This window comes from Variovorax paradoxus B4, from assembly GCF_000463015.1.
GTDB lineage: Bacteria > Pseudomonadota > Gammaproteobacteria > Burkholderiales > Burkholderiaceae_C > Variovorax > Variovorax paradoxus_E.
Genome location: NC_022234.1, coordinates 849,599 through 862,625 on the forward strand (window position 1 = coordinate 849,599; position 13,027 = coordinate 862,625).

The window sequence follows — 13,027 nt, forward strand, 5'->3', positions numbered from 1 at the left end:
AAGAAAAAGTCAAGCATCCGGCACCTCGGCGTCCCGCGGACTGAAGGTGCGGGGAAACAAGGCGGCCTGCGACCGGTCGCGCAACCGGTAGCCCATGGCCGGCCGGCCGGAGGCACCCTCCACCGTGCCGGCCTCCTCCATGAAGCCGCCGTCGAGCATCCGCTTGCGGAAGGCGCTCTTGTCGACGGCGCGGCCGAGCACGACCTCGTAGGTGTGCTGCAGCTGCGGCAGCGTGAAGGGCTCATTCAGAAGAAAGGCCGGAAGCGAGGTGTATTCCACCTTGCTGCGCAGCCGTGCGATGGCGCTCTCCAGGATCCCGGCATGGTCGAACGCCAGGCGCTTGCGGCTCGCGGCCGCGGCGTCCATCCATTCGACCTGCGCGGCGTTCACGCCTTTCTCGAGCACCAGGTCCTGGCTCGGCATCAGCGCGAAGAACGCATGCGTGGCCGACCAGCCCCGCGGATCGCGGTGCGCGCCGCCCCAGCTGCCCAGCTGTTCGAGATACGGTGCGGCAACGCCGGTCTTCTCCCGCAGCTTGCGCAACGCGCAGTCGAGCAGGCTGGTGTCCTTGTCGACGTCGATGAACCCTCCGGGAAGGGCCCAGCGACCGGGAAAGGGATCGTCGAGGCCGTTCGGGCGGCGTACCAGCATGACCTTCAGCGCATCTTCCAGCACGGTGAAGATGACCACGTCGACGGTGACCAGCGGCCTGGGAAAGTTCAGATCGGCCTGATTTTTTCTGGATGGCTTCAAGACGCGAGCTCCTCTTGATTTGGGTTGTACAGAACAACTCTGGAAGGGGAATATAGCGACCGCGTGTGCGTCCGGGTTTTCCCAGCCAGCGGCATTTCGAGCAACGTATCCGAAGCGACTGCCAGAAATGCCGGCAGCCATGCTCTCTACGAGCACCGCGATCAGCATACCCTTGTGCGCAGCCGCCCTGGATGATCCGGGGACGGCCCGAGGCGCGCAGGGACTTCTGAAGCACAGGTGCGTCCGCCAACTTCATAATCCAGGCTTTTCCCAAAGACCTGAACGAGCAACAACACCCGTGAGTGCTGCAGATTTTCTCCTGTCCCCCGCTGTGCAGAAGCTCATGCAGGTCGTATATGCAGCCCCCGATCACCCGTACTCGGTGAACGAGTTGGCCCAACGAACGAAATTGGAGCCGAGCGAGGTCGACGCCACAGTGGAACACCTCGTCAAGAGCGGCATCCTGGCAAAACAAAAGGCAATGGCAGATCAGACCGAGACCGTCAAAGCGAACCGTTCGTTCGTCTTCTATCGCGAGCTGCGCAGCATCGCGTTGAAGTCGTTCGCTGCGGCCGAGCCGATCCGTTCCATGCTGCGTTCCAAGTTCAAGAACTCGGTCGTGCGCGCCTTCGTCTTGGGGGAGGACAATGACAATGTCATAGAACTCCTGGTCGTGCACGGCGCGGTGACGCCCGACGAGGCGACCATGACGGAGGCCTGCCGGAAGCTGTCGAAGGCCCTCCACCGCCATCTGCAGGTGCACGTGATCTCGAACGCCAGACTCGAAGGACTGACGTCTCGCGACGCACTCACCGCAAAACTGGCGGCCGCCTCGGCGTTCGAGATCATCGCGCCAGGAGACACCAAGGCACAGCTGCCGACCGAGCGGCTCGGCCTGCTGCAAAGCGCAAGGAAGAAGCTGGCCGCACTATCTCTTTCTCAGCACCGGAGCGGGTCGCATTAAGACCATCTCGCGCAGGCAGGGCATCCGCCAGGTGAGCCAGCCTGTTCGGCGCAATCCCCGTTGCAGCATCAGCCATGGGCACGGCGGCCGCGCTGCTTCTGCAAGCATGGAACTCCGCCGGCTACAGCTCCTTGCACTGATGGCTCACGCTTGCGCCGCATGTCCGGCATCCAGCCTCGGCATGGGCACGATACCGTCGGCAAAGAGCTGATCGATTTCAAGCGCGGTGAATCCGAGCGAATTCAGGACGCAAACGGCGCCTGAATTGAAAGGCCGAGGACTGGCGCCCGGCGAACCTGGCGTACCACGCAAACGGGTAGGAAGACCGATTCCCTTGTGGCCATCGCGGGCGTACACCATCTCGCGATGCGTTGCGTGAGGCTGAGGCGTCGCGCACACGCTTGTCGCCACTGGTCTTTCCGACAAACTGGCCGGCACGGCCGGCACCGACCTGGCATTGGCCATGAAGAAGGAAGCCGACGCGCTGGCGGCGCTGCTTCCATCGCGCAGGTGAGCAGGATTTCCTTCCCGTTTCGCCGATCGCCGCGCGCGAGGGGGCGAGGATGCGGATGTTCATGGGAGGGCGAGCACCGGATGGCCGACGTCGATGTAATGGCAGAACATGTGCGGCGTGCGGTAAGTGCTTGAATTCTCCTTCGTGTGGAGCTGCCGCAAATTGCGCCGTTGCTTCCGCGATCGGGTGGCTTCGATCACGAGCCAGGTCGAGAGCTTGCCGGCACAGGGCGTGCGCGTGGATTCATGCCTGCGGAGTCTATCTGCCGGGCGGCCGAGAGCGGATCACGTGGCCTGAAGTTCGAGCCGCTCCCAAGGCTTGTAGGCCCACTCGTATTTTTCGCACGCATAGGACACCAGGGTGTCGACGGCTTCATCCGCGCTGACGGGCTCGGTCCTGCGATAGTGCGACCCAGGGGTGACCAACTGGTGCTCCAGATGAAAGCCTTCGAGATCGGCGAACACCTGCATGTACGTTCCACCACGTCGTTCAATGACCGCGAACGCGGACGGCTGGCCTTGCAACAACGGAATCCAGTGACGGATATTGGCTTCGTTCGCCGGTTCCGCCACGCCGAACTCGGGGCAATCCAGCATGGGCTCCTGATATTCCGCGCCGATGTCGAAGAGAAGGTGCTCCTGCGCGGTGGGCGCACCGTTCCTGAATATGGCGATCAAGAAGCAATCACTGATGTGAAGGGGCACATGAACCAGCAGTGCATCGTGCGCCCTGGAGCGGCGGGCGAAAACCTGCGCCAACTCCGGGGCCGTCCGTGCTTTCAATTGCAGGGGTTCGCGAAGGCTGTGCGCAAGCTCCACGGCGCTGCGTTTGACCGCATCGCTTCCGGCGTGATCCTCGGTGCCTCCGTGGAGCAGGTCGATGTACTCGTGCAGCTGCATGAGCCTCGATGAGGGCGGCTTCGGTTTGCGAGAAAAGAACATCTGGACGTGGTCCCCATCACTGTTTGAGCGATGCCCGACGGATCTGAGCCTCGATCATGAATGCCATCGAATCCTTGTGAACCGGGTCACCCCGGTGGCAGATGTGAATGTTGATGTTGAAGCGGCGCCCGCCATGCAAGACCGAGGCACAGACATATTCCGGTGCTCGAGCCCTTCGTCAAATGCGTCGATCTTCATGTGCCTTTCACCCTGCCGCCTATCGTACGCCCGGTCAGACGCGATTGACCGTGCTTCGCTCATGCAGGCCAGGCTCAACGGGCGCGCACGCGGCGCTTTGGCGGGCCGAATTGCTCGGAGATCGCCGAGAGCTCGGCTTCGAAATACTGCAGGAACATGCCCATCGCCGCCGCGGTGGCCTGACCGGTGCGCTGGTAGAGGCAGCTGTGCGAGCGGGCGCCCTCGTCGGCCAGTGCGTTCCAGGCCAGGCGGCCGGCCGCCACGTCCTGCGCCACGTTCTCGGGGATCAGGAAGCTCACGCCGAGACCTTCCGCCACGAGCCGCCGGGCCATTGCCACCGAACTGGTCTCGATCAGCGGCCGCGAGGGACGGTGCTCGCGCTGGCCGATCTGCTCGACCATTGCCCGCAGTTCCGTGTCCGTCGTCATGAGGATGAGCGGCGCGTCCAGGCAGTCACGCAGGCGCCGGGCGCGCGCTGGCGCGGCAAGCGGATGGCCTGGCGGCGCGACGACGCCAAGTTGCTGCGCGAAGGCCCGCACCTCCTCCACGCCCGGCGGCGGCTTGCGGCGCAGGCAATAGCCGATGTCCGCCTCGCCGTTGGCGACCCAGCCCAGGATTCGCTCGCCGCTGCCGGTGCGCACCGTGTAGGTCACGCCGGGATGGCGCGCCATCACGGCGCGTATGGCGTCTGGCACCAGTTGCTCGGCCGAGGATTGCGACACCGCCAGGTTGATGTGGCCCCGGCGCAGTGCCCGCAGATCTTCCACCTGGGTCACCGCGTGGTCGATGTCCCGCTGCCCGCGGCGGATGGCGGCCAGCATGATTTCGCCGGCGGTGGTCAGCTGCATGCCGCGGGGCAGCCGATCGAACAGCGGCGTGCCGACCTGGGCCTCCAGGTTGAGCACCTGCTGGTGAACCGCCGCCGCCGTGAGGTGCAGCGATTCGGCCGCCTTGCGGATGGAGCCCCGGCGAGCGACCTCGTCGAAGCAGCGGAAGGATTGCGAGACGACAAGCATCGCGCGAAGTGTACGGTTTTGATTGACAGGGCGTTCGAAACAAACAGCTTTTCCTGACGACACTTCGCGCCTAGATTGCATCCCGTACCCACACACGAAGGACCGCAATGACCTCCAGCACCACCGTCGACCAGATCACGCAGCGCCGCCGCGGCGTCGGCCTGATCGCCCACGATCCCGCGCTCTCGGCCGGCGGATACACGCTCATCGCGCCGCAGACGGCCGACGGCAACGTCTACCTGATCGACATGCAGGGAACGGTGGTCCACCAGTGGAAGATGCCGCTGCGCGCCGGGCGCCACGCGGTGATCCTGCCCAACGGCAACATGGGCTACAACGGCAGCCATCCGGACTCGCCGGAGCGCTATGCGCCCTGGTCGATGTGGCACGGCGGCGATTTCTCCGAGGTGACGCCGCAGGGCGAGGTGGTCTGGCATTTCGAGGACCCCGGGCACCATCACGACGCCCGGTGGCTCGACAACGGCAACTTGCTCTACGCTGCCTGCGAGCTTGTGCCGGCGGGCTTCGCCGACCGGGTGAAGGGCGGCACGGCGCACCACCCCGACGAGCCGATGTGGGGCGACGTGATCCGCGAAGTGAACCGCGCCGGAGAGCAGGTCTGGGAATGGAAGGCCTGGGAGCACCTGGACCCGTCGAAGCATCCGATCCACCCCGGCTTCGGCCGATACCACTGGCCCCTGGTCAACGGCCTGGACGTGGATGGCGAAGGCCGCGTGCTCATGAGCTTGCGCACCACCGCCGGCATCGTCGCCGTCGACAAGGCCAGCGGCGAGGTGAAGCTGCACATCCCCCCGAGCGTGGTCTCGCACCAGCATGCGCCGGTGGCGCTGCCGAACGGCAACATCCTCGCATTCGACAACGGCAACTTCCGCAGCGGGGCGCACGTGCCGTTCTCGCGCGTGGTCGAGATCGACCCCGCGACACAAGCGGTGGTCTGGTCCTATGCGGACGAGATGGTCAATGCCTTCTTCACGGCCTTCATGGGCAACGCGCAGCGCTTGCACAACGGGAACACGCACATCACCGAGTCCGCAACGGGACGCCTGTTCGAGGTGACACCGGCCGGCGAGGTGGTGTGGGAGTACATCCTGCCGTGGTTCGCCGAGTACCCGGACGAGGCCGCCCGCAAGACCGGGCCCGGGCGCCTCAACAGCGTGTTCCAGACCCACCGCTACCAGGCCAGCCAGCTGCCCTGGCTGCAGCGTTGATGCGAGGTCACGCCATGTCTTCCCTTGATGTCCTGCTGGCGCCGCTGCGCTGCGCCCTGGGCCCGGGCCTGTTCGCACTCGCCCTCGCGGTGGGCGCGCAGCCAGGCCCCGGCGCTTCCGACCCCATCGTCGCTGTGGTCCCGTTCTCCGCCGGCGGCAGCGTCGACGTGGCGGCCCGGCTGCTGATGCCCCGCCTCTCGGAAAGGCTGAAGCAGCCGGTCGTGGTGGAGAACACGGTCGGCGCCTCGGGCACCATCGCCACCCAGCGCGTGATCCGCGCACGTCCGGATGGCCATACCCTGCTGTTCGCCGTGGCGAGCCCGATCAACGTCGCGCCGCTCGTGTCGCCCAAAACGTACCGCTACGACGCGCTGAAGGAGCTCGTGCCGGTGGTGCCGGTCGCGGCTTCGGCGTTCGTGCTGGTGGGCAGGCCGACCCTGGCGGTCGGCACCACGAGCGAACTGCTTCGGCTGGTCCGCAGCCAGCCCGGCAAGCTGAACTTCGGAACGGATGGCGTCGGTACCGGGCTGCACGTGACGGCCGAGATGATCAAGCAGAAGGCCGGCCTGGACATGGTGCACGTGCCCTACAAGTCCGGCCCGCAGGTACTGACCGAGCTGGCCGGCGGCCAGATCGACCTGGCGGTGCTGCCGGTGTCGCTGGTGCAGGGCTTCGTTCGCGACGGCAAGGTGAAAGCCTTCGGCGTGACCTCGCGTACCCGCTGGCCGGGCCTGCCCGACGTACCCAGCCTGTCCGAGACGCCGGAGCTCAAGCGCCTGGATGTGGAGGCATGGCACGGCCTGCTGGTGCCTGCGAAGACGGACCCGGCCATCGTCGAACGGCTGGCCCGCGAGATGACCGCCGTGCTGGCCGAGCCCGAGACCGTGCGCAAGCTCGCCGATGCCGGGTTCAAGCCGATGCAGATGACGCCTGCGCAGTTCGCGGCCCACCTCGCGAGCGAGCGCAGCGACATGGCACGCACCATCGCGGCGGCGGCGATCAAGGTCGACTAGGGTGAAGCGTGAGGCGCAAGAAGCGGCGAATGCGGGCTCGTCCAAGGCGGCCCTCCGAACGTGCAGGACGCACAGGACGCGCAGGAGCGAACAAGGATCTTTCGTCCTTCAATCGACGTTCTCGCCCCGATGCATCAGGCTGTTCGATGGCAGCGTCTCGTCCAGGAGCTTGCGCGCGGTCTCGACACCGGCCACGGGCAGCAGTTTCGGATCGAGCAGGCCCACCTGCACCAGCACGCTGGCCTGGTCCCAGTAGATGTGCTCGTGGTAGAGCTTGTCGCCGCGGAACTTGACCACCGCCAGCAACGGAATTTCCACGCGCTTGCCGGTCGGCGGCACGCCCGGCAGCATCCACGGGATCTCGGTGGTGTGCGTGAAGCAGAACAGCATCTCGTCGACCACCTGCGACGCACCCACGGTGCGCGAGATCGGCACCAGCGAGGTATCGGGCGGATTGCTGTTGACGAAGTGGTTGCTGTAGAAGCTGTGCAGCGCCTCGTAGCCCACGCCGCCGGTCATGGTGGGAATGTGGTTGACGTAGGGTTCGGCCACCATGGTGGACATGGTGTCGTCGACGTTGCGCGTGGCGAACTCGTACTCGCAGTGCTTGTCCCATAGCGCGGCCAGGTCGTAGTGCGGGCCGATGGCGGACTTGAGCGCGGCAATGCTGCGCTCGTGGGCCATGAGGGCCGAGGCGCGGTGGTAGTGCTCGCCGCCCACCCGTGCAAAGGCGTGGTCCACACCCGGGTACACATGCACCTCGACATCGGGCCGGCCGCGCAGCGCCTGCACGATGCGTTCGCGCGCTTCGGGCGGGCAGAAACCGTCGAGCTCGGCCACATGCAGGGCGAGCGGGCAGCGGATGTTGCCGGCCTCGTCCAGCGCCGCATCGATGCCCACGCCGTAGTAGCCGACGGCGACATCCGCATCGGTGCGGCAGGCCGCCAGGTAGGCCAGCTTGCCGCCCAGGCAGAAGCCGAGCACGCCGACCTTGGCGTCCTGCACTTCGGGCCGCAGGCGCAGCGCGCTGATGGAAGCCTGCATGTCCTCCATGCCACGGGCCTCGTCAAAACCCTTGTAGAGGGCGAATGCGCGCTGCCAGTCGTCCGGCGAATAGCCGAGCTCGACATCGGGCTGCTGGCGCCAGAACAGGTCGGGCACGAGCACCACGTAGCCTTCCTCGGCGTAGTAGTCGGCCACCTCGCGCATTGTCGCGTTCACGCCGAAGATCTCCTGTGCGAGCACCAGGCCGGGGCCGCTGCCCGAGCGCGGCATGGCGAGGTAGCCGTTGAAGCTGCCGCTGCCGTCGGTGGCCTGGATGCGGACGTGCTGCGTGGCGCTGGTTGCTCTGTTTTCCTGCATGTGGACTTGCTCCGTTCAAGAATGGGAAGGTGCGGGCCGCGCGCTCACTGAACGCATTCCGGGTGGCGCGTCGTCACCTGGTAGTAGCCCGAATGGAAGACCAGCGGTTCGCCGTCGAAGCGGTCGTAGCGCTCGACTTCGCCGATGAAGATCAGGTGGTCGCCGCCGTCGTACTGCTTCACGTTGCGGCAGACGAACCGGGCGATGACGCCATTGAGCAGCGGCACGCCGGCCGTGCCCTCGCAGCAGTCCACCCCGCCGAACTTGTCCGCCTGCGGCGTCGAGAACTGGCGCGACAGGTGATGCTGGTGGGCCGCCAGCACATTGATCGCGAAGTGGCTGGCGCCGGTGAAGTCGCCCACGCTCGGCGCCTGCCGGGCCAGGCTCCACAGCACCAGCGGCGGGTCCAGCGAGACCGAGGAGAACGAATTGGCGGTCATGCCCACGCGGCGGCCGTCGATCGCCCGGGTGGTGATGACGGTCACGCCGGTGCTGAACTGCCCGAGAGCCTTGCGGAAGTCGCGCCGGTCGAAGCGGTCGACAGCGGCTTCGCGCGCACGGGTCTCCAGAAAGCGGTCTGCCTCGACGGCATCGAACCACCAGGGCGCGAAGGCACGCGGGTCGTCGAAGCCGTTGACGATGGTGCTCGCCACGGCGGGCATGTGGGTCGCGCTCTGGAGCAGCTTCTGCAAGTGCGGCTTCGGCGCTGCGAGCAGGCTGTTTGTCCAGTCGGTCGCCCAGCGGGCATAGCCTTCCCAGTAGCGGTCGAAGGTCTCCTGCATCCAGGCGGCGCCGAACGGTGCATCGCCGTGTTCGAGGATCCGCTTCAGGTAGATGTCGGCGCACTTGGCCGCGTTGTTGGCGCCCTGCCCCGTGATCGGGTCGTTGAGCACCACCGCATCGGCCAGGCCCAGCACCTTGCGCCCGGAGGGCAAGGTTGCCACCGGCTTGCGCACCGTCGGCGCGAAGCGGCCCGCGAGAATGCCGTTGTCGTCGGTCAATTCGATGTTCCCGCAGCGCTCGGCCTCCCACGGCAGGAAGGTCTCGAGAATCCACTTGCTGCGTGCGAGGTGCTCCTGCGGTGTCTTCACGTCCGCCCAGCAATCCATCGGTCCGCCCGGCACGCCCTCGAACACCATGATCTCGCAGGGCCCCGTCGTCGTCAGTGCCGGGAACACGAAGTATTCGCCCACGCCGGGAATGAGGTTGAAGCACACGGCAGAGAACGGCTCGCGCGGCTTCATCCCCTTCACATAGGTCAGCGCCAGTGCGCGCTGGGGCTGGTCGAACGGCGAGCGCTCCGCGTCGCGCTCGAACAGCTGCGAGATCTCGCCCTTGCCGCTGGCGACGACCACGAGATCGTGCGTCGCAGCGCAGGCCTCCAGCGCGTCGATCCCCACTTCCTGCAGCACCAGCCGGCCGCCGCGCTTCTCGAACCCGGCCATCCAGGCAGGTATCTTGAGGCGCTGGTCGACCGACTGCGCAGGTCCGTCGAGCCTCGCACTCCATTCGATGGCCTTGCCGCCTTCCGGGTTGCGCACCGCCATGCCGATGCCCTCCACGAGGGGGCATTCGCCCGCCCACCAGTCCAGCTCCAGCTCGCGCTCGGTCTGCAGCGCGGTCTCGAACATGCACTGGCTCGACATCACCGGCCCTTCGAAAATCTCCCTCGCCGTGCGGTTCGAAAAAACCGTCACCTCGTGCCCCGCGCGCTGCAGGCCGAGCGCGAGCTGCATGCCGGACTGTCCGGCGCCGACGATGGCCACGCGTCGCTTCATGCGTTCGCTCCAGGCTATACGGCAGCCGCGCAGGTTTCGATGTAGCGCTCCGCTTCCGCGGGATCCGCGAACCACGGGAAGAAGGTGCGCGGATCGTCGAAACCGTTGGCGAAGGCACTGGCCAGCGGCGGTATCGCGCCGGCGCTGCCGAGCAGCTTGAGCACATGGGGCGGTGGCGGCGCGAGCAGCATGTTGGTCCACTGCGTGACCCATTGCGCATAGCCGAACCAGTAGCGGTCGAAGGTCTGCTGCATCCACGCCGCATCGGCCGCGCCCTCGCCGCGCGCGAGGATGCTCTTCAGATAGGTGTCGGCGCACTTGGCCGCGTTGTTGGAGCCCTGGCCGGTGATCGGGTCGTTGAGCACCACCACGTCGGCCAGGCCCAGCACCTTGCGCCCGGAGGGCAAGGTTGCCACCGGCTTGCGCACCGTCGGCGCGAAGCGGCCCGCGAGAATGCCGTTGTCGTCGGTCAATTCGATGTTCCCGCAGCGCTCGGCCTCCCACGGCAGGAAGGTCTCGAGAATCCACTTGCTGCGTGCGAGGTGCTCCTGCGGTGTCTTCACGTCCGCCCAGCAATCCATCGGTCCGCCCGGCACGCCCTCGAACACCATGATCTCGCAGGGCCCCGTCGTCGTCAGTGCCGGGAACACGAAGTATTCGCCCACGCCGGGAATGAGGTTGAAGCACACGGCAGAGAACGGCTCGCGCGGCTTCATCCCCTTCACATAGGTCAGCGCCAGTGCGCGCTGCGGCTTGTCGAAGCTCGACTTGTGGGCATCGCGCTCGAAGAGTTTCGAGATCTCGCCCTTGCCGCTCGCGACCAGCGTGAGGTCGTGGCTTTGCGTGCAGGCTTCGAGCTCGTCGATGCCCGCATCCTTGAAGACGAGTTCGCCGCCCTTCTTCTGGAATACTTCCATCCAGGCGGGAATCTTCACGCGCTGGTCGACCGACTGCGCGCTCGAATTCAGCCGCGCGGCCCAGTCGATGGCCTTGGCGCCCTTCTGCTCGGGATGCGGCACGGCCAGGCCGATGCCGTCCACCGTGGGGCAGTCGTGCGCCCACAGGTCCAGGCCCAGGTCGCGTTCGATCTGCAGCGAGGTGTGGAACATGCACTGGCTCGACATGACCTTGCCACGGCGGATGTCCTCGCCCGTGCGGTTGCTGAACATCGTGACCTCGCAGCCTGCTGCGAGCAGCCCGAGCCCCAATTGCAGGCCCGACTGGCCCGCGCCGACGATTGCGATTCGCTTCATTGCTTGCTCCTTGCTGCTCCGTTGGGAGCTAGTCCATCAACTTGGGAATGGCCGGCACGGCCTGCTCGGGGCCCATGGCGGAATAACCGCCATCCACCGCGTAATCGGAACCAGTCACGAAGCTCGCGTGGTCCGAGCAGAGGAACAGCACCACCTGCGCCACCTCGTCCGGATCGCCGACACGCCCGAGCAGATGAAAAGGCGCGGCCACGCGGTCGGTCTTGGCGCGGTCGCCGCCGCTGAGCCGGTCCATCACGGCCGACCAGGTCCAGCCCGGCGACACGCTGTTCACGCGGATGCGGTCCGGCGCCAGGTCCATCGCCATGTTGCGGGTGAGCTGCGCCATGGCGGCCTTGCTCACCGGATAGAGCCAGCGCCCCGTCTGCGCCACGCGCGACGAGATGCTCGTGAAATTGACCACCGCCCCGCCGCCGGCCGCGACCATGTGCGGATGCACGGCCTGCAGCATCGCCACCGCGCTCGCCACGTTCACGTTGAACGAAGCGAGCCAGTCGGCGCGCTGCGACTTGAAGCCGTCGTCCAGGTAGGAGCACGCCAGGTTGACGAGAAAGTGCACGCCGCCGTGCCGCGTGGCCGCTTCCGCCACGCAAGCCTGCACCTGCGCGTCGTCGGTGATGTCGGTGCGCACGAAATGCACGCCCGCGCCAAGCGAATCCGCCAGCGCCTGGCCGTTGGCGGCATCGATGTCGGCAACGACGACCTTCGCACCCGCCGCGTGCAGCGCGCGCACCACGCCGGCGCCTATCAGTGTGGAGCCACCGGTGACGATGGCGCTCTTGCCCTCGAGTCCCTTGAACATGACGCTTGCTCTCCTCGGTTCGGTCGGGCAGGCCAGGATGGCCTGTGGGAGCGAACGTTACGAGGCAGCAGGCCTTCGGCGAGTCCCGCAAACGCAGCGCCTGTCCCTGGCGCGCAGGTTTTATCGAGGGCTGGTCCGAATTGTGGCCGGGGATGGTTTTTGCTAGGGTGGCCTCGCCCCATGGAAACCGCCACGACCCCACCGCTGCCGCTGCAGCGCTACCGGCTTTTCGAGAGCCACGACATGGACGAGGCCCGTGAAAGCGTGGCCCGCGTGTTCTGCCCGCACGGCCTGGTCATGCTGCGGCCCCGCACCGAGCTCGACGCCTGCCATCACAGCGCGCGCCTGCATCGGGACGTGAGCCTCAACTACGTGCAGTACGGCCCGGGCGTGCAGATCGACCCCGGCTACCTGCAAGATTTCTTCCTGTTGCAGATTCCGTTGCGCGGCGGCGCCGAGATCCGTTGCGGCGCGCAGCATGTGGATGCGAGCCCCCGCCTGGCCTCGCTGCCTTCGCCGACCGAGCCGCTGTCGATGCGCTGGGCCGACGACAGCCCGCACCTGATCGTGCGGCTGGCTCGCTCCGCGCTGCTCTCGCGGCTCGAATCCCTGCTCCAGGCGCCCGCCAGGCAGCACCTGGTGTTCGACCTCGGCGTGCCGCTCGACACCCCCGCACTGGCGCCGGTGGTGCACTTCATCGACTACCTGCGGCTCACGCTCGACAGCGGCACCGCCCTGCAGGCCGGCGGCCGCCTGGCCGAGCATGCCGAGGAGTACCTGATGGCCAGCCTGCTGATGTCCGCGGGGCACAACCATTCGCGCGCCCTGGCCGGCGATGCCCGGCGCAGCCTGCTGCCGCGCGTGGTCCGCAGGGCGCAGGACTACATGGCCGCGCACGCCGAGCAGCCCTTGTCGCTGGCCGACGTTTGCCGCGAAGTCGGCTGCAGCGCGCGTGCGCTGCAACTCGCGTTTCGCCAGCATGCGGGCCTGGGTCCGATGGAATTCCTGCGCGAGCAACGCCTCGACAAGGTGCGCGCCGAACTGCGCGTGCCGGGCCACGGCGGCGTACGCGACGTTGCGGCGAAGTACGGTTTTCTTCACATGGGCCACTTTGCGGCACAGTACCGCGCCCGCTTCGGCGAGCGGCCGTCGGAGACTCGGGCACTGCGCGCCTCCTGACTTTGGC

General features: G+C 66.8%; 11 protein-coding genes and 1 pseudogene. 4 read left to right on the forward strand and 8 right to left on the reverse strand.

Translation table 11 applies throughout. The features are described 5' to 3' along the window. Positions 1-9: 9 nt before the first annotated feature. On the reverse strand, positions 10-753 hold the full coding sequence (locus tag VAPA_RS31110) for an NUDIX hydrolase (protein ID WP_021004212.1): 744 nt from the start codon (positions 751-753) through the stop codon (positions 10-12). Positions 754-1,051: 298 nt separating this feature from the next. On the opposite strand from VAPA_RS31110, the gene VAPA_RS31115 reads away from it, so the two are divergent. Next, positions 1,052-1,717 carry a hypothetical protein gene (locus tag VAPA_RS31115; protein WP_021004213.1) on the forward strand — a complete coding sequence of 222 codons (666 nt, stop codon included), beginning with the start codon at positions 1,052-1,054 and terminating at the stop codon, positions 1,715-1,717. Positions 1,718-2,515: 798 nt separating this feature from the next. On the opposite strand, the gene VAPA_RS31120 is transcribed toward VAPA_RS31115, so the two are convergent. Together VAPA_RS31120 and VAPA_RS31125 are read right to left on the reverse strand one after the other, a co-directional pair. Next, entirely contained in the window at positions 2,516-3,130 is a 615-nt protein-coding gene (locus VAPA_RS31120; RefSeq protein ID WP_041946702.1) for a hypothetical protein, read from the reverse strand. 314 nt (positions 3,131-3,444) lie between these two features. Beyond that, positions 3,445-4,386 (reverse strand): LysR family transcriptional regulator, encoded by a 942-nt coding sequence (locus VAPA_RS31125; RefSeq protein ID WP_021004218.1) that lies wholly within the window; start codon positions 4,384-4,386, stop codon positions 3,445-3,447. 107 nt (positions 4,387-4,493) lie between these two features. On the opposite strand from VAPA_RS31125, the gene VAPA_RS31130 reads away from it, so the two are divergent. Continuing rightward, positions 4,494-5,615, forward strand: coding sequence for an aryl-sulfate sulfotransferase (locus VAPA_RS31130; RefSeq protein ID WP_021004219.1), 1,122 nt, complete (start codon positions 4,494-4,496; stop codon positions 5,613-5,615). Positions 5,616-5,629: 14 nt separating this feature from the next. Further along, a complete protein-coding gene (locus VAPA_RS31135; RefSeq protein ID WP_021004220.1) occupies positions 5,630-6,628 on the forward strand; it encodes a Bug family tripartite tricarboxylate transporter substrate binding protein in 999 nt (332 codons plus the stop codon). Positions 6,629-6,736: 108 nt separating this feature from the next. Here the strand turns inward: VAPA_RS31135 and VAPA_RS31140 are convergent, their stop codons facing one another. From VAPA_RS31140 to VAPA_RS31155, 5 genes and pseudogenes are all read right to left on the reverse strand, one after another. Then, complete coding sequence (locus VAPA_RS31140; RefSeq protein WP_021004221.1) at positions 6,737-7,990, reverse strand: dienelactone hydrolase family protein; 1,254 nt, start codon at positions 7,988-7,990, stop codon at positions 6,737-6,739. A gap of 44 nt (positions 7,991-8,034) precedes the next feature. Then, positions 8,035-8,559: a flavin reductase family protein gene (locus VAPA_RS35335; RefSeq protein ID WP_223262507.1), complete on the reverse strand. Its 525-nt coding sequence runs from the start codon at positions 8,557-8,559 to the stop codon at positions 8,035-8,037. Beyond that, a pseudogene (locus VAPA_RS35570) lies at positions 8,533-9,768 on the reverse strand (styrene monooxygenase/indole monooxygenase family protein); the annotation flags it as partial. The gene VAPA_RS35335 and the pseudogene VAPA_RS35570, both read right to left, overlap by 27 nt. A 14-nt stretch (positions 9,769-9,782) precedes the next feature. Next, complete coding sequence (locus VAPA_RS31150; RefSeq protein WP_021004223.1) at positions 9,783-11,021, reverse strand: styrene monooxygenase/indole monooxygenase family protein; 1,239 nt, start codon at positions 11,019-11,021, stop codon at positions 9,783-9,785. A 28-nt stretch (positions 11,022-11,049) separates the two neighbouring features. After that, a complete protein-coding gene (locus VAPA_RS31155; protein ID WP_021004224.1) occupies positions 11,050-11,841 on the reverse strand; it encodes an SDR family oxidoreductase in 792 nt (263 codons plus the stop codon). Positions 11,842-12,021: 180 nt separating this feature from the next. Between VAPA_RS31155 and VAPA_RS31160 the strand changes: the two genes are divergently transcribed. Further along, the gene (locus VAPA_RS31160; protein WP_021004225.1) at positions 12,022-13,020 is read left to right on the forward strand and encodes an AraC family transcriptional regulator; all 999 of its coding nucleotides are present in this window, start codon (positions 12,022-12,024) and stop codon (positions 13,018-13,020) included. Positions 13,021-13,027 lie beyond the last annotated feature (7 nt).